The sequence below is a fragment of the Streptomyces sp. NPDC056580 genome (assembly GCF_042793175.1).
Classification (GTDB): Bacteria; Actinomycetota; Actinomycetes; order Streptomycetales; family Streptomycetaceae; genus Streptomyces.
On sequence record NZ_JBHTVE010000001.1, the window covers coordinates 635,677 to 658,252 of the forward strand.

The 22,576-nt window shown below is 73.1% G+C and carries 24 protein-coding genes; 19 read left to right on the forward strand and 5 right to left on the reverse strand.

Features of this window, described 5'->3' with window-relative positions:
* Positions 1–17 precede the first annotated feature (17 nt).
* From ACFQ9Z_RS02980 to ACFQ9Z_RS03015, 8 genes are all read left to right on the forward strand, one after another.
* On the forward strand, positions 18–962 hold the full coding sequence (locus ACFQ9Z_RS02980) for an NAD(P)/FAD-dependent oxidoreductase (RefSeq protein ID WP_383009982.1): 945 nt from the start codon (positions 18–20) through the stop codon (positions 960–962).
* A gap of 29 nt (positions 963–991) precedes the next feature.
* Positions 992–2,530 (forward strand): ATP-dependent DNA ligase, encoded by a 1,539-nt coding sequence (locus ACFQ9Z_RS02985; protein ID WP_383009984.1) that lies wholly within the window; start codon positions 992–994, stop codon positions 2,528–2,530.
* Complete coding sequence (locus ACFQ9Z_RS02990) at positions 2,527–3,000, forward strand: NUDIX domain-containing protein (RefSeq protein WP_383009986.1); 474 nt, start codon at positions 2,527–2,529, stop codon at positions 2,998–3,000. The genes ACFQ9Z_RS02985 and ACFQ9Z_RS02990 overlap by 4 nt, the downstream gene beginning before the upstream one ends.
* Before the next feature lie 75 nt (positions 3,001–3,075).
* Complete coding sequence (locus ACFQ9Z_RS02995; protein WP_383009988.1) at positions 3,076–4,461, forward strand: NADP-dependent succinic semialdehyde dehydrogenase; 1,386 nt, start codon at positions 3,076–3,078, stop codon at positions 4,459–4,461.
* 25 nt (positions 4,462–4,486) lie between these two features.
* Complete coding sequence (locus tag ACFQ9Z_RS03000) at positions 4,487–4,717, forward strand: DUF6213 family protein (RefSeq protein WP_043477773.1); 231 nt, start codon at positions 4,487–4,489, stop codon at positions 4,715–4,717.
* A gap of 157 nt (positions 4,718–4,874) precedes the next feature.
* The gene (locus ACFQ9Z_RS03005) at positions 4,875–5,939 is read left to right on the forward strand and encodes a type III polyketide synthase (protein WP_383009990.1); all 1,065 of its coding nucleotides are present in this window, start codon (positions 4,875–4,877) and stop codon (positions 5,937–5,939) included.
* Complete coding sequence (locus ACFQ9Z_RS03010) at positions 5,936–7,159, forward strand: cytochrome P450 (protein ID WP_383009992.1); 1,224 nt, start codon at positions 5,936–5,938, stop codon at positions 7,157–7,159. Before ACFQ9Z_RS03005 ends, ACFQ9Z_RS03010 begins: the two co-directional genes overlap by 4 nt.
* A gap of 7 nt (positions 7,160–7,166) precedes the next feature.
* Complete coding sequence (locus tag ACFQ9Z_RS03015; RefSeq protein WP_383009994.1) at positions 7,167–7,757, forward strand: cupin domain-containing protein; 591 nt, start codon at positions 7,167–7,169, stop codon at positions 7,755–7,757.
* 95 nt (positions 7,758–7,852) lie between these two features.
* Here ACFQ9Z_RS03015 and ACFQ9Z_RS03020 read toward each other — a convergent pair whose 3' ends face one another.
* Positions 7,853–9,079, reverse strand: a complete 1,227-nt coding sequence (locus tag ACFQ9Z_RS03020; protein WP_383009996.1) for an acyl-CoA dehydrogenase family protein — start codon at positions 9,077–9,079, stop codon at positions 7,853–7,855.
* A 183-nt stretch (positions 9,080–9,262) separates the two neighbouring features.
* On the opposite strand from ACFQ9Z_RS03020, the gene ACFQ9Z_RS03025 reads away from it, so the two are divergent.
* Positions 9,263–9,907, forward strand: a complete 645-nt coding sequence (locus ACFQ9Z_RS03025; RefSeq protein ID WP_383009998.1) for a TetR family transcriptional regulator — start codon at positions 9,263–9,265, stop codon at positions 9,905–9,907.
* 172 nt (positions 9,908–10,079) lie between these two features.
* Here ACFQ9Z_RS03025 and def read toward each other — a convergent pair whose 3' ends face one another.
* Entirely contained in the window at positions 10,080–10,640 is a 561-nt protein-coding gene (def, locus tag ACFQ9Z_RS03030; protein ID WP_383010000.1) for a peptide deformylase, read from the reverse strand.
* Positions 10,641–10,790: 150 nt separating this feature from the next.
* Here def and ACFQ9Z_RS03035 point away from each other — a divergent pair, with 150 nt between their 5' ends.
* From ACFQ9Z_RS03035 to rocD, 8 genes are all read left to right on the forward strand, one after another.
* Positions 10,791–12,029 carry a MurT ligase domain-containing protein gene (locus ACFQ9Z_RS03035; RefSeq protein ID WP_383010002.1) on the forward strand — a complete coding sequence of 413 codons (1,239 nt, stop codon included), beginning with the start codon at positions 10,791–10,793 and terminating at the stop codon, positions 12,027–12,029.
* A 21-nt stretch (positions 12,030–12,050) separates the two neighbouring features.
* On the forward strand, positions 12,051–12,779 hold the full coding sequence (locus tag ACFQ9Z_RS03040; protein ID WP_143629117.1) for a type 1 glutamine amidotransferase: 729 nt from the start codon (positions 12,051–12,053) through the stop codon (positions 12,777–12,779).
* Positions 12,780–12,980: 201 nt separating this feature from the next.
* A complete protein-coding gene (locus tag ACFQ9Z_RS03045; protein WP_383010004.1) occupies positions 12,981–14,006 on the forward strand; it encodes a 6-phosphofructokinase in 1,026 nt (341 codons plus the stop codon).
* Positions 14,007–14,110: 104 nt separating this feature from the next.
* Positions 14,111–15,058, forward strand: coding sequence for a cytochrome c oxidase assembly protein (locus ACFQ9Z_RS03050; RefSeq protein ID WP_383010006.1), 948 nt, complete (start codon positions 14,111–14,113; stop codon positions 15,056–15,058).
* Between the two features lie 71 nt (positions 15,059–15,129).
* Complete coding sequence (locus tag ACFQ9Z_RS03055; RefSeq protein ID WP_143629123.1) at positions 15,130–15,297, forward strand: hypothetical protein; 168 nt, start codon at positions 15,130–15,132, stop codon at positions 15,295–15,297.
* A 35-nt stretch (positions 15,298–15,332) separates the two neighbouring features.
* Positions 15,333–15,818 carry an Lrp/AsnC family transcriptional regulator gene (locus ACFQ9Z_RS03060; protein ID WP_383010009.1) on the forward strand — a complete coding sequence of 162 codons (486 nt, stop codon included), beginning with the start codon at positions 15,333–15,335 and terminating at the stop codon, positions 15,816–15,818.
* Between the two features lie 164 nt (positions 15,819–15,982).
* Entirely contained in the window at positions 15,983–16,792 is an 810-nt protein-coding gene (gene ddaH / locus ACFQ9Z_RS03065) for a dimethylargininase (RefSeq protein ID WP_383010011.1), read from the forward strand.
* Positions 16,792–18,009, forward strand: coding sequence for an ornithine--oxo-acid transaminase (gene rocD / locus ACFQ9Z_RS03070; protein WP_383010013.1), 1,218 nt, complete (start codon positions 16,792–16,794; stop codon positions 18,007–18,009). Before ddaH ends, rocD begins: the two co-directional genes overlap by 1 nt.
* A gap of 40 nt (positions 18,010–18,049) precedes the next feature.
* Here rocD and ACFQ9Z_RS03075 read toward each other — a convergent pair whose 3' ends face one another.
* The 3 genes from ACFQ9Z_RS03075 to ACFQ9Z_RS03085 form a co-directional block, all read right to left on the reverse strand.
* Complete coding sequence (locus tag ACFQ9Z_RS03075; protein WP_383010015.1) at positions 18,050–18,685, reverse strand: DUF305 domain-containing protein; 636 nt, start codon at positions 18,683–18,685, stop codon at positions 18,050–18,052.
* 79 nt (positions 18,686–18,764) lie between these two features.
* On the reverse strand, positions 18,765–19,163 hold the full coding sequence (locus ACFQ9Z_RS03080; protein WP_383010017.1) for a DUF6153 family protein: 399 nt from the start codon (positions 19,161–19,163) through the stop codon (positions 18,765–18,767).
* Between the two features lie 463 nt (positions 19,164–19,626).
* Positions 19,627–20,343, reverse strand: a complete 717-nt coding sequence (locus tag ACFQ9Z_RS03085) for a histidine phosphatase family protein (protein ID WP_383010019.1) — start codon at positions 20,341–20,343, stop codon at positions 19,627–19,629.
* Positions 20,344–20,658: 315 nt separating this feature from the next.
* Here ACFQ9Z_RS03085 and ACFQ9Z_RS03090 point away from each other — a divergent pair, with 315 nt between their 5' ends.
* Complete coding sequence (locus tag ACFQ9Z_RS03090) at positions 20,659–21,312, forward strand: response regulator (protein ID WP_383010021.1); 654 nt, start codon at positions 20,659–20,661, stop codon at positions 21,310–21,312.
* Positions 21,309–22,409, forward strand: a complete 1,101-nt coding sequence (locus ACFQ9Z_RS03095) for a sensor histidine kinase (protein WP_383010023.1) — start codon at positions 21,309–21,311, stop codon at positions 22,407–22,409. Before ACFQ9Z_RS03090 ends, ACFQ9Z_RS03095 begins: the two co-directional genes overlap by 4 nt.
* Positions 22,410–22,576: the final 167 nt, after the last annotated feature.

Sequence of the window (22,576 nt, forward strand, 5' to 3'; positions counted from 1 at the left end):
GCGGCGGAGGTGGTCACATGACCGAGAGGTACGAGGCCGTCGTGGTCGGCGGCGGCGCGGCCGGGCTGTCCGCGGCACTGGTGCTGGGCCGGGCCCGGCGGCGCACGCTGGTCGTCGACGCCGGCGAGCCGCGCAACGCGCCGTCCGCGCACATGCACGGCTATCTGTCGCGGGACGGGATGTCCCCAGCGGAGTTCCTGGCGGCCGGCCGCGAGGAGGTCGCCCGGTACGGCGTTGAGCTGGTCCGGGACCGGGTGGTGGACGCCACACGGGACGGGGCCTTCACCGTGCGGCTGGCGGGCGGCGGCGCCGTCCTGGCCCGGCACCTGGTCGTCGCGACCGGGCTCAGGGACGAGCTCCCGCCCCTGCCGGGCCTCGCCGAACGGTTCGGCCGGGACGTGGTCCACTGCCCGTACTGCCACGGCTGGGAGGTGCGCGACCGGGCGACCGGTGTGCTCGCCGCGAGCGCGCTCAGCGTGCACCAGGCGCTGATGGTCACCCAGTGGTCCAAGGACGTGCGGCTCTTCCTGCACCAGGTGCCGGAGGCGGAGCTGACGGACGACGACCGGCGCCGGCTGGCCACGGCCGGGGTCGAGGTGGTGCCGGGCGAGGTGGCCGAGGTGCTGGCCGAGGACGACCGCCTGACCGGCGTCCGGCTCGCCGGTGAGGCGCCCGGGGAGGGCGCGGTCCACGAGCGCGAGGTCCTCTACGTCGCCCCGCGCCCGGTGCCGCGCAACGAGTTGTTCGTGCGGCTGGGCGCGGAGCTGCGTCAGACGCCGTTCGGCAGCTACCCGGTGACCGACGAGCGGGGTCTGACGAGTGTGCCCGGCCTGTGGGCGGCGGGCAACGCAACGGGCTTCGCCGAGCAGGTGGTGAACGCGGCCAGCCGTGGCTACCGGGCCGGGGCCGCGATCAACGGGGAACTGCTCTTCGCCGACCTGGACGCCGGCGCGCAGGTGTAGACCCCGCCCCAGCGGTGCACCATGACTGCATGCTGCTGTCCCGGCTGGCCGAGGTGTCCTGGGAGGTCGCCGCGACGGCGGCCAGGTCCCGCAAGACCGCCCTGCTCGCGGAGCTGTTCCGGGAGGCGGAGGCGGACGACGTGCCGATCGTCATCCCGTACCTGGCCGGGCGGATCCCGCAGGGCCGGCTCGGCGTCGGCTGGAAGGTGCTGAGCCGTCCGGTCCCGCCGGCCGCCGGACCGTCCCTCACGGTGCGCGAGGTCGACGCCCGGCTCGGCGAGCTGGGCAAGGTGTCCGGGCCCGGCTCCCAGGCGGAACGGGCCCGGCTCGTCGGCGAGCTGATGGGCGCGGCCACCGAGGCCGAGCAGCGGTTCCTGCGCGGTCTGCTCACCGGCGAGGTGCGCCAGGGCGCGCTGGACGCGGTGGCGGTGGAGGGGCTCGCCCGGGCGACCGGCGCGGACCCGGCGGACGTCCGGCGGGCGGTGATGCTCGCCGGATCGCTGCAGACGGTCGCGCAGGCGCTGCTCGCCGAGGGGCCCGGCTCGCTGGAGCGGTTCCGGCTGACCGTCGGCCGGCCGGTGCACCCGATGCTCGCGCACAGCGCCTCGTCGGTCGCCGAGGCGGTGGAGAAGCTGGGTGCGTGCGCGGTGGAGGAGAAGCTGGACGGCATCCGCGTCCAGGTCCACCGCGACGGCGGCGCCGTCCGGATCCACACCCGCACCCTGGACGACATCACCGACCGGCTGCCCGAGGTGACCGCCGCCGCGCTCGGCCTCGCGGGCGAGAGGTTCGTCCTGGACGGCGAGGTGATCTCCTTCGGCGCGGACGGACGGCCCCGCTCCTTCCAGGAGACGGCCGGCCGGGTCGGCTCCCGCACGGACGTGGCCCGGGCGGCCGGCGAGGTCCCGGTCTCCCCGGTCTTCTTCGACGCCCTGTCCGTCGACGGACGCGACCTGCTGGACCTGCCGTTCGCCGAACGGCACGCGGAGCTGGCCCGGCTGGTCCCCGAGCCCATGCGGGTGCGCCGGACCGTGGTGTCCGGACCGGCGGAGGCCGCCGCGGCGGAACGGTTCCTCGCGGACACGCTCGCCCGCGGCCACGAGGGCGTGGTGGTCAAGGCGCTGGACGCCGCCTACAGCGCGGGCCGGCGCGGCGCGTCCTGGCTGAAGGTCAAGCCGGTGCACACCCTCGACCTGGTGGTGCTGGCCGCCGAGTGGGGCCACGGCCGCCGCACCGGCAGGCTCTCCAACCTCCACCTCGGCGCCCGGACGGCGGACGGCGGCTTCGCGATGCTCGGCAAGACCTTCAAGGGCATGACCGACGCGATGCTCGCCTGGCAGACGGAGCGGCTGCGGGAACTGGCCGTCGAGGACGGCGGCTGGGGGGTCAGGGTGCGCCCCGAACTCGTCGTGGAGATCGCCTACGACGGCCTGCAGCGCTCCTCCCGCTACCCGGCCGGCGTCACCCTGCGCTTCGCCCGCGTGCTCCGCTACCGCGAGGACAAGCGGCCCGAGGAGGCCGACACCGTCGAGGCCCTGCTGGCGGCCCACCCGGAGGTCGCGCCATGACGGTCAGGGCGACCAGGCGCAGTGCCGGACTGCTGCTGTTCCGGCGCGCCGACGACGGGCTGCAGGTGCTGCTCGGCCACATGGGCGGGCCGTTCTTCGCGAAGAAGGACGCCGGGGCGTGGACCGTGCCCAAGGGCGAGTACGACGCCGGGGAGCCCGCCTGGGAGGCGGCCCGGCGTGAGTTCCGGGAGGAGCTGGGGCTGGCGCCGCCCGAGGGGGAGGCCGTGCCGCTGGGCGAGGTGGCGCAGCGGGGCGGCAAGGTCGTCACGGCGTGGGCGGTGGAGGCGGACCTGGACCCGGGGACGATCCGGCCGGGCACCTTCACGATGGAGTGGCCGCCGAGGTCCGGCCGCACCCAGGAGTTCCCGGAGCTGGACCGGGTGGCGTGGTTCGGTCTGGACCGGGCCCGCGAGGTGATCATCTCGGCGCAGACGGCGTTTCTCGACCGGCTGGCGGAGCACTCGGACTGAACAGCGGCCTACGCGTTGCGACGGGCGGCGTCGCGCGCGAAGGTCGAAGCAGGCCCGCTCCCAGGGAGGTCAGCCATGCCCATCGCGACGGTGAACCCGGCGAACGGCGAGACGCTCAAGACGTACGAGGCCCTGGGCGAGGAGGAGCTGGAACGCCGGCTCCAGCTCGCCGAGGCCACGTTCCGCACGTACCGGACGACCACGTTCGCCGAACGCGCGCGGATGATGAACAGGGCCGCCGACCTGCTGGACGAGGACCAGGAGGAGATCGGCCGGATCATGACCACCGAGATGGGCAAGCCGGTCAAGCAGGCCCGCGCGGAGGCCGCCAAGTGCGCCAAGGCGATGCGCTGGTACGCCGACCGCGCCGAGGGCCTGCTGGCCGACGAGGAGCCGCCCGAGCGGGACGTGCGGGACTCCGGCGCCTCCCGGGTCCGGGTCCGCTACCGGCCGCTCGGTCCCGTCCTCGCCGTGATGCCCTGGAACTTCCCCCTGTGGCAGGTGATCCGGTTCGCCGCGCCCGCGCTGATGGCCGGCAACGTCGGCCTGCTCAAGCACGCCTCGAACGTCCCGCAGACGGCGCTGTACCTGGAGGACCTGTTCCACCGGGCGGGCTTCACGGAGGGCTGCTTCCAGACCCTGCTGATCGGCTCGGCCGCGGTGGACGACGTACTGCGCGACGAGCGGGTCAGGGCCGCGACGCTGACCGGCAGCGAACCGGCCGGGCGGGCCGTGGCCTCCACCGCCGGCGAGATGATCAAGAAGACGGTGCTGGAGCTCGGCGGCAGCGACCCGTACGTCGTCATGCCCTCCGCCGACCTCGACCACGCGGCCCGGGTGGCGGTGACCGCACGGGTGCAGAACAACGGGCAGTCGTGCATCGCGGCCAAGCGGTTCATCGTGCACACCGACGTGTACGACGCCTTCACGGAGAGGTTCGTCGCGGGCATGCGGGCGCTGCGGACGGGCGACCCGCTGGAGGAGGAGACGGAGGTCGGGCCGCTCGCCAGCGAGCAGGGGCGCAAGGACCTGGAGGAGCTGGTCGACGACGCCCGGCGGAACGGGGCCCAGGTGCTCTGCGGCGGCGAGCGTCCCGACGGGCCGGGCTGGTACTACCCGCCGACCGTGCTGGCGGGCATCACCCGGGAGATGCGCATCCACCGCGAGGAGGCCTTCGGGCCGGTCGCCACGCTGTACCGGGCCGACGACCTGGACGAGGCGGTGCTCATCGCCAACGACTCGCCGTTCGGCCTGAGTTCGAACGTGTGGACCCGCGACGACGACGAGGTGGAGCGGTTCGCCCGGGACCTGGAGGCGGGCGGCGTGTACGTGAACGGGATGACGGCCTCGCACCCGGCGTTCCCGTTCGGCGGGGTGAAGCGCTCCGGGTACGGACGTGAGCTGTCCGGGCACGGAATCCGGGAGTTCTGCAACATCACCACGGTTTGGCAGGGTGCGTGAGGACCGCGCGGCTAACATCCCGATTGTGAACCGCGAAGTGACCCTGCCTCTGATCGTCGACGACCGCGGTACCTTGCAGGTGGCAGCGGCCGACGTGAGCAAGTTGTTGCGGACCGTGGGGGGGCGGTGGCTGCATCTCGTCGAGGCCGGGGAGCAGCTCGACGAGGACACGGTGGCCGCCCTGACCATCGAACTGGCGAAGCTCGCGGACCGCATCGACGTGGCGTGCATCGCCCACAGCAGCGGGGCGCCGTAGCCCTCGAGGGGGTTTCGCAGCGTGGCCGTCCCTGACCCCTTGTCACCGGTTCGGAGTAGTCCGGCGCGAGATCGTCGCCCCGTCGGGTGAACCTGGGTGGACCACCTTTCTGACCGGCGGGCGAAGGCCTGCCGGACGGCGAAAGCAGGGACGGCTCATGGCGACTTTGTGCAGACCCTCGGTGTCCGTACCAGAGCATGTGATCACGATGGAGGAGACGCTGGAGCTGGCGCGCCTGCACCACGCGGACCACCCCCAGCTCCCGCTGGCCCTCCGGCTGATCGAGAACACGGGCGTCCGCACCCGGCACATCGTGCAGCCCATCGAGGAAACCCTGAAGCACCCGGGGTTCGAGGACCGCAACAAGCTCTACGAGGCGGAGGCGAAGGCTCGCGTCCCCGCGGTGATCCAGCGGGCGCTCGACGACGCCGAGCTCCTGACGGACGACATCGATGTCATCATCTACGTGTCGTGCACGGGCTTCATGATGCCCTCGCTCACCGCGTGGCTGATCAACGAGATGGACTTCCCGAGCAACACCCGGCAGCTCCCCATCGCCCAGCTCGGCTGCGCGGCCGGCGGTGCGGCCGTCAACCGGGCCCACGACTTCTGTTCGGCCTACCCCGAGGCCAACGCCCTCATCGTGGCCTGCGAGTTCTGCTCGCTGTGCTACCAGCCCACCGACCTGGGCGTCGGCTCGCTGCTGTCCAACGGGCTGTTCGGCGACGGCATCGCCGCCGCCGTGGTGCGGGGCCGCGGCGGCACGGGCGTCCAGCTCGAGCGCAACGGCTCGTACCTGATCCCGAAGACCGAGGAGTGGATCGCCTACGACGTCCGGGCGACCGGCTTCCACTTCCTGCTGGACAAGCGGGTCCCCACCACCATGGAGCCCCTCGCCCCGGCGCTCCAGGACCTCGCGGGCAACCACGGCTGGGACGCGTCCGACCTGGACTTCTACATCATCCACGCGGGCGGGCCCCGAATACTCGACGACCTCAGCAAGTTCCTGGAGGTCGACCCGCACGCGTTCCGGTTCAGCCGGGCGACGCTCACCGAGTACGGCAACATCGCCAGCGCCGTCGTCCTGGACGCGCTGCGCCGGCTCTTCGACGAGGGCGGTGCCGAGCACCGGGCGCGCGGGCTGCTGGCCGGGTTCGGGCCCGGCATCACCGCCGAGATGACCGTGGGCCGCTGGGTCCAGGACGGCGAGAAGACACGATGACGATCGAAGAGACCCTCACCGAGCCACTGCCCCTGCCCCCGGTCCGGCACTGGCCGGCGGCCGACCTCACCGGGACGGACTTCGACCCGGTGCTGGCCGAGCTGATGACCGAGGGCCCGGTCACCCGCATCCAGCTCGCCAACGGCGAGGGCTGGGCCTGGCTGGTCACCCGGTACGACGACGTGCGCATGGTGGCCAACGACCCGCGCTTCGGCCGCCAGGCCGTCATGGACAAGCAGGTCACCCGGCTCGCCCCGCACTTCATCCCGGACCGGGGCGCGGTCGGCTTCCTCGACCCGCCCGACCACACCCGGCTGCGCCGCTCGGTGGCCGCCGCGTTCACCGCCAAGGGCGTGGAGCGGATCCGCCACAGGGCGCGCGCCGTGCTCGACGAGCTGGTGGACGAGCTGCTCCAGGACGGGCCGCCCGCCGACCTCACCGGCGCGGTGCTCAGCCCGTTCCCCATCGCGGTGATCTGCGAGCTGATGGGCGTGCCGGCCGCCGACCGGCCCAGCATGCACACCTGGACCCAGCTCATCCTGTCCTCCGCGCACGGCAAGGAGCTCAGCGAGAAGGCCAAGCGCGAGATGAGCGCCTACTTCTCCGATCTCATCGCACTGCGCGAGAACAGCACGGGCGAGGACGTGACCTCCCTGCTCGGCGCCGCCCTGGGCCGGCAGGAGGTCAGCCTGGAGGAGGCCGTGGGCCTGGCCGTCCTGCTCCAGATCGGCGGCGAGGCGGTCACCAACAACAGCGGGCAGATGTTCTACCTGCTGCTCACCCGCCCCGAACTGGCCGAGCGGCTGCGCTCGGATCCCGGGATCAGGCGGAGGGCGATCGACGAGCTGCTGCGCTTCATCCCGCACCGCAACGCCGTCGGGCTGTCCCGGATAGCCCTGGAGGACGTGGAGATCCACGGCGTCCGCATCCGGGCCGGGGACGCGGTCTACGTCTCCTACCTGGCCGCCAACCGCGACCCGGAGGTCTTCCCCGACCCGGAGACCATCGACGTCACCCGCAGTCCCAACCCGCACGTGGCGTTCGGCTTCGGCCCGCACTACTGCCCCGGCGGCATGCTGGCCAGGCTGGAGTCGGAGCTCCTGGTGGACGCCCTGCTGGACCGGGTGCCGGGTCTCCGGCTGGCCGTGGACCCGGCCCAGGTGCCCTTCCGCAAGGGCGCGCTGATCCGCGGGCCCGCGGCCCTGCCGGTGAGGTGGTGAGCGGCCGATGACCACGACGGAGGGGCTGGCGGTACCCGAAGGGCCCGCGGCGCGGGCAGCCGCGCAGGCCGGGGAGACGTCGCCGGCCGAGGGGCTGCTGGTGCCGCCGGGCCACGGCCGGGTCGTCGAGACACCGGCCCAGCGGGTGACGTTCAAGGTCACCGGCACCCACTCGCGGACGGCCTCCACCTTCGAGGTGGAGGTCCCGCCGGGGTTCGACGTCGGCGCCCATGTGCACACGCGCAGCGAGGAGCTGTTCTACGTCCTCGAGGGCGAACTGGACGTGCTGGCCTTCGAGCCGCGCATCCGCACCCCCGACAACTGGCAGTGCTGGGAGTCGAATTCGGGCAGCCGCGTGGTCCGGGCGACGCCGGGCACGGTGATCGTCGTACCGCCCGGCTGCCCCCACGCGTTCGCCAATCCGACGGACACGCCGGCGAGGATGTTCTTCCAGGCGTCCCCGCCGCCGGACCACGAGCGCTACTTCGAGGAGCTGCTGGAGATCCTGCGCGACGGCGGACCGCCGGACCGCGAGGCCATCGAGCGGCTCCGCCGGCGCTACGACATCGAGCAGCTCACACCACTGCGGCACAGGTGACCGCAGGACACCGCCGACGAACGCCGGGGCGCGGGTGCCGCTACGGCCCCGCGCCCCCCGCCGCTCTCGGACCGGTGTCCGGGCCGGCCCCGGCGCTACCGGATCGGCATCCCGGAGAGGGTGCGGGCGATGACCAGGCGCTGGATCTCGCTCGTGCCCTCGAAGATGGTGTAGATCGCGCTGTCGCGGTGCATCCGCTCCACCGGGTACTCGCGGGTGTAGCCGTTGCCGCCCAGGATCTGGACGGCCTGCGCGCTCACCTTCTTCGCGGTCTCACTGGCGAACAGCTTGGACATGGAGCCCTCGGCCGCCGTGAACGGCTTGCCGTTGACGGCCATCCAGGACGCCCGCCACACCAGCAGCCGCGCGGCGTCGATCTGCGTCCGCATGTCCGCGAGCTGGAAGGCCACGCCCTGGTTGTCGATGATGGGCCGGCCGAACTGCTCGCGGGTCTTCGCGTAGTCGAGGGCGACCTCGTACGCGGCGCGGGCGGTGCCGACAGCCATCGCGCCCACGGCGGGCCGCGAGGCCTCGAAGGTGGCCATGGCCGCGTTCTTCACCCGCTCGCCGCCCGCCTTCGCCCGCTCCCGGGCACGGGCGAGCCGCTCGTCCAGCTTCTCCTTGCCGCCGAGCAGGCAGGAGCCGGGGACCCGGACGCCGTCGAGCACGACCTCGGCGGTGTGCGAGGCGCGGATGCCGTGCTTCTTGAACTTCTGGCCCTGGGTGAGCCCCGGGGTGCCTGGCGGGACGATGAAGGAGGCGTGGCCCTTGGAGCCGAGGTCCGGGTCGACGACGGCGACGACGACGTGGACGTTGGCGATGCCGCCGTTGGTCGCCCAGGTCTTGGTGCCGTTGATCACCCACTCGTCCTTGGCCTCGTCGTAGACCGCGCGCGTGCGCATGGAGGCCACGTCGGAGCCCGCGTCCGGCTCGGAGGAGCAGAAGGCGGCGACCTTCACGTCGTTCTGGTCGCCGTACATCTGCGGGATCCAGGTGCCGATCTGCTCCTCGGTTCCGTTGGCGAGAACGCCCACGGCGGCCAGACCGGTGCCCACAATGGACAGGGCGATGCCCGCGTCGCCCCAGAACAGCTCCTCCATGGCCATCGGGATGCCGAGACCGGTGGGGTCGAAATACTGTTGCGCGTAGAAGTCGAGGGAGTAGATGCCGACCTTCGCGGCCTCCTGGATGACCGGCCAGGGAGTCTCCTCACGCTCGTCCCATTCGGCGGCCGCGGGGCGGATGACGTCGGCCGCGAAGCCGTGCAGCCACTCCCTGACCTCCTTCTGTTCGTCGTTGAGCTCCATGGTGAACTCGGCCATGTCCCCTCCAGCGGCGGTACGTGCGGTCCTACCAGCGATGTTACTAGCGGTAACACGAGTGTGTTACCGACCAGTAGGAAAAGTCAACTCCTGAGGGCGCCTCGGCAGCCCGTTCGATGTCACGGGCCCGGGCAGTGTTAGTTTGCGCAGGCGTCACCGAATCAGCACGGGTGGGGAGAGCACATGGACACCACGCAGCGGACCGATCAGCAGCGGTCCGCCGACCGCCGACGGCGCGAGCTGCTGGAGGCCGCCGACCGGGTGGTGCTCCGCGACGGCCCGCAGGCCTCGATGAACGCGATCGCCGCGGAGGCCGGCATCACGAAGCCGATCCTCTACCGCCACTTCGGCGACAAGGGCGGCCTCTACGCCGCCCTGGCCAAGCGGCACACCGACGCGCTGCTGGACTCGCTGCGCGCCGCCCTCGACGCGCCCGCCGACCGGCGCGAACGGGTGGAGTCCACCCTCGACACCTATCTCGCGGCGATCGAGGCCCGGCCCCAGGTGTACCGATTCCTCATGCACCCGGCGGAGGGCAGCACCGGCGGCGACCAGGGGTTCGACGTCGGCAAGCACAGCGCTCCGCTGCTTCGCCGGATGGGCGAGGAGCTGGCCCAGGTCATCGAGGACCGGCTGGACCTCGGCCCGGGCAGCCAGCAGCTCGCCCGGGTCTGGGGACACGGGATCGTCGGGATGATGCACGCGGCCGGCGACTGGTGGCTCGGCGAGCGGCCCTGCTCCCGGGCGGAGTTGGTCCGCTCGCTCGCCGACCTGCTGTGGGGCCGCCTCGCCGCGGCCGGCGACCGGGTCGGCGGCCCGGGGTTCTGACGGGGCCCCGGCGCCTGTCTGACAGTTCCCGCCGGGCCCGCGACGCCTGGCACCGCAACTCGCCGCGGCGTCGGGTACGCCCGGGTACATCCAGTACGAGGGCGACCCTCCGCCCTGCGATGCACGGCACCGGACGCCACGGGCCGATCCGACGCGAATCGTCAGACAGGCCCTAGCCCTCGGTGCGGCCGCCCGCGCGGCGCCAGGGAGCCCGGTCGATCCGCCGCCGCAGCCGGCGGCCGCGCAGGCCCGCCACGCGGTCGGCGTAGACCGTGCCCGCCAGGTGGTCGCACTCGTGCTGCAGGCACCTGGCGAAGAACCCGGTGCCGTGGACGGTGACCGGCTCCCCGGCCGCCGTGAAGCCCTCGACCACCGCGTGGTCGTGGCGCTCCGTCCCCGCCTCCAGGCCCGGCAGCGACAGACAGCCCTCCGGGCCCCGGATCACCACGCCGTCCGCCTCCACCAGACGCGGGTTGACCACGTGGCCGAGGTGGCGGACGTCCTCGTCGTCGGGACAGTCGTACACGAACACCCGCACAGGCACCCCGATCTGGTTCGCGGCCAGGCCCACCCCCTGGGCCGCGTACATGGTCGCGAACAAGTCCTCCACGAGTGCGGCGAGTTCTGGGCCGAAGTCGGTGACGTCCGCGCAGGGCCCGTGCAGAACGGGGTCCCCGAGCAGGGAAAGGGGCCGGACGCGCCCGTGGGCGCCCGGGATCGGGCGGTGTCGCATGGCGGCAAGGGTACGGTTCGTTCGGCCCATGCCGGCCGCGAGGCGTGGACCGCGATTCGGGTGTGCGAATGGATCTCGATAGGCTGAGGTCCACACCACGCTGCCGGATGGCCCCAGGCGCGGCGCGTACGCAAGGAGGATCGAGAACTGATGGCAGGCAACTCGGACCCGCTCTCGCCGCGGGCCAAGCTGGCCGTGACCGCGGGCAAGGCGGTCGCTGCGGCATCGCGCGCCGCCGGACGCGGCAGCGGGTCGGTGATCGGTGGCCGGGTCGCGCTGAAACTCGACCCCGACCTCCTCGGACGGCTCGCCCAGAACCTGGACGTCATCCTGGTGTCCGCCACCAACGGCAAGACCACGACCACCCGGCTGATCGCGGAGGCGCTGCGCGCCGCCGGCCCGGTGGTGTCGAACGCGCTCGGCGCCAACATGCCCGCCGGCATCACGTCGGCGCTGGCCGGCGGCTCGGACGCGAAGTTCGGCGTCATCGAGGTCGACGAGAAGTACCTGGCCGGGGTGGCCCGGGACACCGGGCCCAAGTGCATCGCCCTGCTGAACCTGTCCCGGGACCAGCTCGACCGCGCCGCCGAGACCCGCATGCTGGCGGAGAACTGGCGTGAGGGCCTGGCCGGCTCCAAGGCGGTCGTCGTCGCCAACTGCGACGACCCGCTGGTGGTCTGGGCCGCGTCCTCCTCCCCCAATGTGATCTGGGTCGCGGCGGGCCAGATGTGGAAGGACGACGCCTGGTCCTGCCCGTCCTGCGGCGGCGTGATGCAGCGCCCGGGCGACGACTGGTTCTGCGGCGAGTGCGGCTTCCGGCGGCCCACCCCGAGCTGGGCGCTGTCCGGGGACCACGTCCTCGACCCGCACGGCTCCGCCTGGCCGATCCACCTGCAGCTTCCGGGCCGGGCCAACAAGGCGAACGCGGCCAGCTCCGCGGCCGTCGCCGCCGTCTTCGGCGTGCCGCCGCAGGTGGCCCTGGAGCGGATGTACCAGGTGCAGGCCGTGGCCGGCCGGTACGACGTCGTCCAGTTCATGAACCGCGACCTCAGGCTGCTGCTGGCCAAGAACCCGGCCGGCTGGCTGGAGACGTTCTCCCTGATCGACCCGCCGCCCACCCCGGTGATCCTGTCCGTGAACGCGCGCGGAGCCGACGGCACCGACACCTCCTGGCTGTGGGACGTGGACTACACGCGGCTGACCGGCCACCCGATCTTCGTGATCGGCGACCGCAAGCTGGACCTCGCGGTCCGCCTCGAGGTCGCGAACCAGCAGTTCCAGGTGTGTGACAACCTCGACCAGGCCGTCCAGGCCGCCCCGCCGGGCCGTATCGAGGTCATCGCGAACTACACCGCGTTCCAGGACCTGCGCCGCCGCGTCGGCAACTGATCTTCGAAGGGCGATCACCTCATGAGCGACAACCAACTGCGGCTGGTGTGGATCTACCCGGACCTGCTGAGCACCTACGGCGACCAGGGCAACGCGCTCGTCGTGGAGCGCCGGGCGCGCCAGCGCGGCCTGGACGTGGCCCGGCTGGACGTGCGCAGCGACCAGCCGATCCCGACGTCCGGCGACATCTACCTGATCGGCGGCGGCGAGGACCGGCCGCAGCGCCTCGCGGCCGAGCGGCTGCGCCGCGACGGCCATCTGCACCGGGCCGTGGAGAACGGCGCGATCGTGTTCTCGGTCTGCGCCGGCTACCAGATCCTCGGCCACGAGTTCATCAACGACCTCGGCCAGCGGGAGCCCGGCCTCGGCCTGCTCGACGTGACGTCGGTGCGCGGCGAGGGCGAGCGGTGCGTCGGCGACGTCCTCGGGGACATCGACCCGCAGCTCGGCCTGCCCCCGCTGACGGGTTTCGAGAACCACCAGGGCGTCACCCACCTCGGCCCCGCCGCCCGGCCCTTCGCCCGGACCCGTATCGGCAAGGGCAACGGCACCGGGGACGGCACCGAGGGCGCGTACAACGGCACCGTCTTCGGCACGTACATGCACGGCCCGGTGCTCGCCCGCAACCCGCAGATCGCCGACCTGCTGCTGAAGCTGGCGCTCGACGTCAACGCGCTGCCGCCGGTGGACGACCACTGGTACGAGGCGCTGCGGGGCGAGCGCATCGCGGCCGCGCAGACGCCCGCGTAAGGCCCGCGTCAGGGGTCTCTCAGCGCATTCCGGCAAGCTCCTGGTGGGCCCGCCTGACGGCCCGTCCGCTCACATGTGCGGGCGCGTCCAGCAGGCGGACGCCCGCTACGGAGCCACCCCCTCACGCCGGTAGGGTGGCCGGGAACCCGCCGGACGACGTGGTCCGGTATCCCGGCCCACGTTGAGAAGGTATTTCGGGCTATGCGCATTGGTGTCCTCACGTCCGGCGGCGACTGCCCCGGCCTGAACGCCGTCATCCGGTCCGTCGTGCACCGTGCCGTGGCCGACCACGGCGACGAGGTCATCGGTTTCCGGGACGGCTGGAAGGGCCTCCTGGAATGCGACTACACGAAGCTCGACCTCGACGCCGTGGGCGGCATCCTGGCCCGCGGCGGCACCATCCTCGGCTCCTCACGGGTCCGCCCCGAGCACCTGCGCGACGGCGTCGAACGGGCCAGGGGCCATGTCGCGGAACTCGGTCTTGACGCGATCATCCCGATCGGCGGTGAGGGCACGCTGAAGGCGGCCCGCCTGCTGTCGGACAACGGCCTGCCCATCGTGGGCGTGCCCAAGACCATCGACAACGACATCGCCGTCACGGACGTCACCTTCGGCTTCGACACGGCGGTCGGGGTCGCCACCGAGGCGCTGGACCGGCTGAAGACCACCGCCGAGTCCCACCAGCGGGTGCTGATCGTCGAGGTCATGGGCCGTCACACCGGCTGGATCGCGCTGCACTCGGGCATGGCGGCCGGCGCCCACGCCATCGTCGTCCCGGAACGGCCCTTCGACGTCGACGAGCTGACCAGGAAGGTCGGCGCGCGGTTCGAGGCGGGCAAGCGGTTCGCCATCGTGGTCGCCGCGGAGGGCGCCAAGCCGCGCCCCGGCACCATGGAGTTCGACGAGGGCGGCAAGGACGTCTACGGCCACGAGCGCTTCGCGGGCATCGCGCGGCAGCTCTCGGTCGAGCTGGAGCACCGGCTCGGCAAGGAGGCGCGGCCGGTCATCCTCGGGCACGTGCAGCGCGGCGGCACGCCGACGGCGTACGACCGCGTGCTGGCCACCCGCTTCGGATGGCACGCGGTGGAGGCCGTGCACCGGGGCGAGTTCGGCCGGATGACCGCGCTGCGCGGCACGGACATCGTGATGGTGTCGCTGGCGGAGGCCGTGGAGACCCTGAAGACGGTGCCCGTCGAGCGGTACGACGAGGCGGAGTGCGTCCTGTAGTCCGCCCCGGAACTACCCGCCCCCGGTAACGGCGCTGACCGGGGGCGGCTCTACTCTTGTGGGCGGACAGACGCGTACAACCCCCACGAATCAGGAGCCGGCGGATGGATCACAGCGGCCACGGCATGACGATGGACCTGCCGCCGTTCACGCTGGGGCGGGGGCTGCACTGGTCGGCGGACCCGTTCTTCCTCGTCGCCTGCCTGGCCGGCCTGGCCCTGTACGGATGGGGTGTCGTGCGGCTGCGGCGGCGCGGGGACTCCTGGCCGGCCTCCCGGACCGTGTCGTACGTCCTCGGTGTCCTCACCATCGGCCTGATGATGTGCACCAGGCTCAACGACTACGGCATGGTCATGTTCAGCGTGCACATGGTGCAGCACATGGTGATCAGCATGCTCTCGCCGATCCTGGTCCTGCTGGGCGCCCCGGTGACCCTGGCGCTGCGCGCGCTGCCGGCCGCCGGCCGCCGCAAGGGCCCGCGCGAGCTGCTGCTGATGCTGCTGCACAGCCGCTACATGCGGGTGGTCACGCACCCGGCGTTCACCATCCCGCTGTTCATCGCGAGCCTGTACGCCCTGTACTTCACCCCGCTGTTCGACTTCCTCATGGGCTCACGGGCCGGGCACGCGGCGATGATGGTGCACTTCCTCGCCGTGGGCGTGGTGTTCTTCTGGCCGATCATCGGCGTGGACCCCGGACCGCACCGGCCGGGGTACCTGATGCGGATGCTGGAGCTGTTCGCGGGCATGCCGTTCCACGCCTTCTTCGGCATCGCGCTGATGATGGGGTCCACCCCGATGGTGAAGACGTTCCAGAACCCGCCCGCCTCGCTCGGCATCGACGCGCTCTCCGACCAGAGCGCGGCCGGCGGCATCGCCTGGGCGTTCAGCGAGATCCCCTCCGTGCTGGTGCTGATCGCCCTGCTGTTCCAGTGGTACCGCTCCGAGCAGCGGCAGGCCAGGCGCAAGGACCGGGCCGCCGACCGGGACGGCGACAAGGAGCTGGAGGCGTACAACGCCTACCTGGCCTCCCTCAGCGCGCGCGAGGGCTGAGTACGCGCTATGCCTTCCGGGCGGAAACCGGGGCACCATGGTGGTGGACGGACCACGAGGAGGGTGTCGCGATGCCCGGTTCCACCAACGGTTCCACCAGAGCGATGGGGGCGATGACCGTCGGCGGGCTCGTCGTCGTCACGGCCTACACGGTCGCGCTCGGCAGCAACGGCTGGCTGTGGTTCGGCTGGGTGGTCCTCGGGCTGCTGACACTCGCGATGGTCGTCACCCAGTCGTAGGCCCGGCCGCGGACGCGGCTGACTACAGTGCCCGCATGAACAGCAGGGCCGCGTCGTTCGACGACCTCGACCGGAAGATCATCACCGCGCTGATGGCGAACGCCAGGACCAGCTTCGCCGAGATCGGCGCGGCGGTCGGGCTGTCGTCCACGGCGGTCAAGCGGCGCGTGGACCGGCTGCGCGACACCGGGGTGATCACCGGGTTCACGGCGACCGTGCGGCCCTCCGCGCTGGGCTGGCGCACGGAGGCGTACGTCGAGGTGTACTGCGAGGGCGCGGCCCCGCCGCGGCGCCTGGCGGAGGTGGTGCGCAACCACCCGGAGATCGCGGCGGCCATGACGGTGACCGGCGGGGCGGACGCGCTGCTGCACGTGCGGGCGCGGGACGTGGAGCACTTCGAGGAGGTGCTGGAGCGCATCCGCGCCGAGCCCTTCATCCGGAAGACGATCAGCGTGATGGTGCTCTCCCACCTGCTCCCCGAGAGCCCCGAGGCGGGCGCGACCCAGGCGGCACCGGACTAGGCGCGCGGCAAACCCGATTCGGCGCAGCGGTGCTGCGTTTCAGCCGCCGCGAACGCAGCGATGCTGCACCAGCGCGCAGCCTTTGTTTCTTGTCGTCCGTTCCCGCTGCTTTCTACCGTGGTGTCATCCTTCAGTGACACACAGGAAAGCGGAGGGAACCCTCTGTGCCCGAGAGCCGTGTGCCGCGCCTTCGGCGCTTCCTCGTCTGCGAACCCAGACACTTCGCCGTGCAGTACGCGATCAATCCGTGGATGCACCCCGACCGGCCGGTCGACGTGGACCTGGCCCGGGAGCAGTGGCAGGCCCTGATCGGCGCCTACCGCACGCACGGGCACACCGTGGACGCGGTCGAACCGGTCCCCGGTCTGCCCGACATGGTCTTCTCCGCCAACGCGGCGTTCGTGGTCGGCGGCCGGGTCTTCGGCTCCCTGTTCCACGCGCCGGAGCGGCGCCCCGAGTCGGTCCACTACGACACCTGGTTCAAGGCCGCCGGGTTCGACGTCCACCGCCCCGAGTCGGTCACCGAGGGCGAGGGCGACCTGGTGTGGACGGGCCGGTACGTGCTGGCCGGCACCGGCTTCCGCACCACCCGCGAGGCGCACCGCGAGGCCCAGGAGTTCCTCGGCCACCCCGTGATCGGCCTGACGCTGGTCGATCCGTACTTCTACCACCTGGACACGGCGCTGTTCGTCCTGGACGACGACAACATCGTCTACTACCCGGAGGCGTTCTCCCCGGGCAGCCGGGAGGTGCTGCGGCGCCTGTACCCGGACGCCGTGCTCGCCACCCGCGACGACGCCATGGCGTTCGGCCTGAACTCCGTGTCCGACGGCAAGCACGTCTTCATCGCCCCCCAGGCCGAGGCGCTGGCCGAGCGCCTGGACGGCCACGGCTACGTCCCCGTCCCCGTCGACCTTTCGGAGTTCCACAAGGCCGGCGGCGGCATCAAGTGCTGCACCCAGGAGATCCGCTGATGACCGCACCCGCGCGCACCCGTACGTCCGAGGACCTGATCCGGGCCGAGGAGCCGGTCCTCGCGCACAACTACCACCCCCTGCCCGTGGTCGTCGCCAGGGCCGAGGGCGCCTGGGTGGAGGACGTCGAGGGCCGCCGCTACCTCGACATGCTGGCCGGCTACTCGGCCCTCAACTTCGGTCACCGGCACCCGGAGCTGATCGAGGCCGCGCACCGGCAGCTCGACCGGCTGACCCTGACCTCCCGCGCCTTCCACAACGACCGGCTGGCCGAGTTCGCCGAGCGGCTCGCCGCGCTGACCGGGCTCGACATGGTGCTGCCCATGAACACCGGCGCCGAGGCCGTGGAGAGCGGCATCAAGGTGGCCCGCAAGTGGGCGTACGACGTCAAGGGCGTCCCCGCCGACCGGGCGACGATCGTGGTGGCGGCCGAGAACTTCCACGGCCGTACGACGACCATCGTCAGCTTCTCCACGGACGAGACGGCCCGGGCGGGCTTCGGTCCCTTCACGCCCGGTTTCAAGGTCGTGCCGTACAACGACCTGGCCGCGCTGGAGGCGGCCGTCGACGAGACGACGGCCGCGGTGCTGCTCGAGCCGATCCAGGGCGAGGCAGGCGTGGTCGTGCCGGACCAGGGCTACCTGACCGGCGTCCGCGAGCTGACCCGGCGCAAGGGCTGCCTGTTCATCGCCGACGAGATCCAGTCGGGTCTCGGCCGCACCGGCCGCACCCTCGCCGTCGAGCACGAGGACGTCGTCCCCGACGTGCTGCTGCTGGGCAAGGCGCTGGGCGGCGGCATCGTGCCGGTGTCGGCGGTGCTGGCCCGGCGCGAGGTGCTGGGCGTGCTGCACCCGGGTGAGCACGGCTCCACGTTCGGCGGCAATCCGCTGGCCGCGGCGGTCGGCACGGCGGTCGTCGGGCTGCTGGAGACGGGCGAGTACCAGCGCCGGGCGGCCGAGCTGGGCCTGGTCCTGCGCGACGGCCTGACCGAGCTGACCGGCCGGGGCGTGACCGGGTTCCGGGCGCGCGGGCTGTGGGCGGGCGTCGACGTCGATCCGGCGATCGGCACCGGCCGTGAGATCAGCGAGCGGCTCATGCGGGAGGGCGTCCTGGTCAAGGACACCCACGGCTCCACCATCCGGCTGGCGCCCCCGCTGACCATCACGGCCGAGGAGCTGCGCTCGGCGCTCGGCTCCCTGGAGAAGGTGCTCGGCTGAGGGACGGGGGGCCGGACCTGCGCCGGCCCCCCGCTCGGCGTCAGCTCCCGCCGAGGAGCCGCTCCATCTCCTTGATCTCGGCGTTCTGCGACCGGACGATGTCACCGGCCATGGTCCTGGCCGGGCCGTAGGCGCCCTCGGCCTTCTCGGTGCCGGCCATCTCGACGGCGCCCCGGTGGTGCTCGGCCATCAGGGAGAGGAACCTCCTGTCGAAGTCCGCGCCGCCGGCCTTCTTCAGGGCCGCCATGTCGTCGCCGCTCATCATCCCGTCCATCCCGGCCATGCCGGACATGCCGGCGTGTCCCGAGTGGTCCGTGCCGGCCTTCGGCACGTCCTCGCCCCACGCGGTCAGCCAGCCGGTCATGGTGCGGATCTCCGGGTCCTGCGCCTTCTCGATCCGGGCGGCGAGGTCCTTCACCCGGGCCGAGGAGGCCCGGCCGGCGGCGAGCTTCGCCATCTCCAGGGCCTGCCGGTGGTGCGGGATCATGCCCTGGGCGAAGGAGACGTCCTGGGCGTTGTGGGCGCCGGCGGTGGCGGACGCGGTGGTGCGCGCCGGGCCGCCGTGTTCCGCGTGGGCCGCGCCGTCGTCGCTGCCGCCGCAGGCGGCGAGGGCCAGCGAGGCGGTCACGGTGACCGCGAGGAGGGCGGCGCGGCGCGTCAGGGTACGGGTGGTCATGCTTCGAACTCCTGTTGTCGGAAGGGTCTTGCGGGCACGCGTGGTGGACGGCCGCCGGGGGCAGCGGCCGTCGGTGCCTCTAGATCCGCAGGAGTTGCAGTTCGGCCAGGGTGGGCGGGGCGCGGGCGCCGTCCGGCGCGGCGACGGCGCGGGAGCGGGGGGCTTCGGCCCGCACCGGGGTGGTCACCGGGTCGGGGACCAGAGCGGGCGGCCGGGGGCCGTCCTTGACGGCGGCGGACGCACAGGACGGGTCGGCGTGGTGCAGGTGGCCGCCGTCGCGGTGACCGTCAGGGCAGGCGTCCCCCGCCATGACCGCGACGGCCGTCCGGTGCCCGGTGTGGGCCCGTGCCGGGTGCCCGGTGCCGCCGCCTGGCCCCAGGGCGTGCATGCCCAGCAGACCGGCCAGCACCACGAGCACGAGCAGCGCACGACGCCGCCGTCGAGGCGGTCGCGCGGTGCGCTGCTGGTTGCCGGTCATCGCGGACATCGTACGGGGGCGGGCGGCACGAACCGCACCGCGACCCGCCCGACGACCGCGACGGCGGGCGGGGGGAGGGCGGAACCCGGGCGCCGCTCGGGGCGCATGGCGCCGCTCGGGGCAGTGGCGCCAGAGGGGCCGCCAGGAGCGCGTGAGGTGGAGATGTCGTCAGGGCCTGAGAAGGCGGAGGCGCGCCAGGGGCGGATGAGAGCGACGCCGGCCCCGACCGCGAGCCGCCCCGGGACCCGCACGACCGCGGCCCGGGGCGAGGTGCCCAAGACGCCGCCAGGGGCGTATGACGGCGGAGGCGCCAGAAGCCGAGCGAAGGCAAGGCCAGCCCCGGCGGGGCCGGCCCGAGCCGCGCCGGGACCCGCGCAGCGGTCGCGACACCGCCCCGGGCGGGAGCGCCACCCGGGCGCGGGACGCCGCGGGCCGCCAGAGGGACGTGAAGGCGGAGGCGTCGCTAGGGGCGCGTGAAAGCGAGGCCGGCCCAGTCCGCCCGGGGGTACCGCAGCGGATGCGCCCAGGCCCCGGCGGACGGGACGAAGGCGTGGGCGCCGTCCCGGCCCCCCTGCCGGTGCGGGTCCCGGTGGATCACGGTGAACCGCCGGGTCGCCCCGGAGGCGGCGGGACTCATGCCGACGTCCCAGTGACCGTACTGCCAGGTGAGGGACACCGGCGTCAGGGGCGGCACCTCGAAGCGCCAGAACGCCCGCGCCGGAGCGGTCAGGGCGTGCACGAGCGCGGCCCGGACGACCGCAGGTTCGGTGACGGCCAGCACGTGGCCCGGCTCGTCGGCGACGGCGTCGAGCCAGTCCGCGGTGCGCCGGCAGAACCGGCGCACCGACTCGCCGCCGTGCGGTGCGGCGTCCGGGTCGGTCAGCCAGGCGGAGAAGGCGTGGGGCTCCGCCGCGGCGACCTCGTCGGCCGTGCGGCCGCACCAGGCGCCGAGGTCGAGGTCGCGCAGCGCCGGCTCGCACGCCGCCGCCAGGCCCAGGGCTTCGGCGGTCGCCCGGCAGCGCAGGGAGGGCGCGCGCACGGACCGCGTGTGGGCGGGCAGGCCCGCTCGGGCCGCCCGTGCCCCGGCCAGGTCGCGTTCGCCCGGTGACGCGTCGCCGAACCGGGTCCCGGGGGCGGGGTCCCCGCCGCTGGTGCTCAGGAACGTGAGGCGGATCGTCATGCGGCTGACCTCCTTCGTGAACCGGCCGGCTCCCGGTGGGAGGAGTCCGTGCGCGGGTCGTCGGTGGAGCCCGGTGGGCGGTGGTCCGTCCCGGCGGGTGGCACCGCGGATGACACGGCCGACGGCACGTGCCGGCTCATGCGTACAGGTTCCACGGCCGCCACCGGCCGGGACCATCCGGCGGGTGTCCGAAGCCGCCCCGCCGACCGGCTGGGACGGCCCCGCCGCCCGGATGGTTCCGCTGCCGGCGGCCCATGACGCGCCACTCGGCGCGGTACGGATGAGACTGGACAACGGGCAGCGAGCGGAGCACAGGTGATCCGGGTACTGGTGGTCGACGACGAGGCCCTCATCCGCACGGGCTTCCGGCACATCCTCGACGCGGCGGAGGACATCGAGGTCGTGGCGGCGGTGGCCGGCGGCCAGGCCCTCACCGCCGTGCGGGAGACGGTCCCCGACGTGGTGCTGCTGGACATCCGCATGCCCGACGTGGACGGCCTGGCGGTCCTCGCGGAGGCCCGCCGGCTGCCGCGCCCGCCGGTCGTCGCCATGCTCACCACGTTCGACATGGACGAGTACGTGGAGACGGCCCTGCGCTCGGGCGCCGCCGGCTTCCTGCTCAAGGACACCGATCCGGAGGAGCTGCCGTTCCTGGTGCGGGCCCTGGCCGACGGCGGGACCGTCCTGTCGTCCAAGGTGACCCGGACGGTCGTGGACGGCTTCCTGGGCGCCGGTTCGCAGGAGGCCGCCGGCCGCGCCCTGGACCGGCTGACCGAGCGTGAGCGCCATGTGCTGCTCCTGGTCGCGGAGGGGCTGTCCAACGGCGACATCGCCGCGCGGATGCATCTGAGCACCGGGACGGTCAAGGACCACGTGAGCGCCATCCTGACCAAGCTGGAGGTGGGCGGCCGGGTGCAGGCCGCCCTGCTCGCCCAACGGGCGGGGCTCCTCACGGAGGAGGAGGGATGACCCCCCGCCGCCTGCCGCCCCCGCTGCGGGACGCCGCCTTCGTCGTCTGCTCGCTCTTCGACGTCTGGGTGCACTTCGACTCCGAGGAGCCGCTGCGCATGGGCTTCGCACTGGTGGCCGCCTCCGCGCTGCTGCTGCGCCGGCGCCTGCCGCTGCTGACGTTCCTGCTGACCCTGCCCTCGGTGCTGCTCTCCGACGCGGTCTTCGCCGCACTCGCCGCGCTGTACACCCTCGCCTCGCTCACCCGCCGCCGTGTCATGCTGGCGCTGTGCGCGCTGGCGTTCACGTTCAGCGACGTCACCCGATGGCCGTCGCCCGACAACATGCTGGGCGCCTCGACCCTGATCACCCTGACGTACACCGCGGCGATGGCCGCCGCCCCCGTGTTCCTCGGCCAGCTCGTCCAGACCCGGCGCGACCTGTCGTTGCGGCTCACCGAGATCTCCGAGGCGCGCGACCACGAACAGCTGCTGACCGCCCAGGCGGCGCTGTCCAAGGAACGCGCGCAGCTCGCCCGCGAGATGCACGACGTGGTCTCCCACCAGGTCAGCCTGATCGCGGTGCGGGCGGGCGCACTGCAGGTCGGCAGCCGGGATCCGGAGGTCAAGGAGGCGGCGGCCACGATCCGGCGGCTGAGCGTCCAGACCCTGGACGAGCTGCGGCACATGGTCAACGTCCTGCGGGCCTCCGGCGGCCGCCCGACCGAGCTGACCCCGCAGCCGTCCCTGGCCGACCTGGAGCAGCTCGTCGCGGGCAGCGGCATCGAGACCAAGCTGCGCATGGAGCTGCCCGAGGATCTGCCGCCGACCGTGCAGCGCGCCGTCTACCGCACCGTCCAGGAGGCGCTGACCAACATACGCAAGCACTCCCCCGGCGCCGCCGCGGCCGTCTGCCTCGGGCACCGGGACGGCACCGTCCGCGTCACGGTCACCAACTCGGCGCCGACCCGCCCCGGGCTCCCGCTGCCCAGCTCGCACTACGGCCTCGTCAGCCTGGGGCAGCGCGCCTCGCTCCTCGGCGGCACCATCACCTCGGGACCGACGACGGACGGCGGCTACGAGCTGTGCCTCGAGCTGCCCGCGACCGGCGCGCCGTGAGCACCGGGCGGGCCGGCGCTCGCCGCGCCGCCCGCGTCCGCCGGTTCCCCGAGCCGGACGCACGCGGGCCGGCCATGGGCAGCGCCCGTTCGGGGCAGCCGTACGGAGCCGGATCCGACACGGTCCGCACCGGTGCCCGACGGCCGCGCCGCACCTACACTGACGTC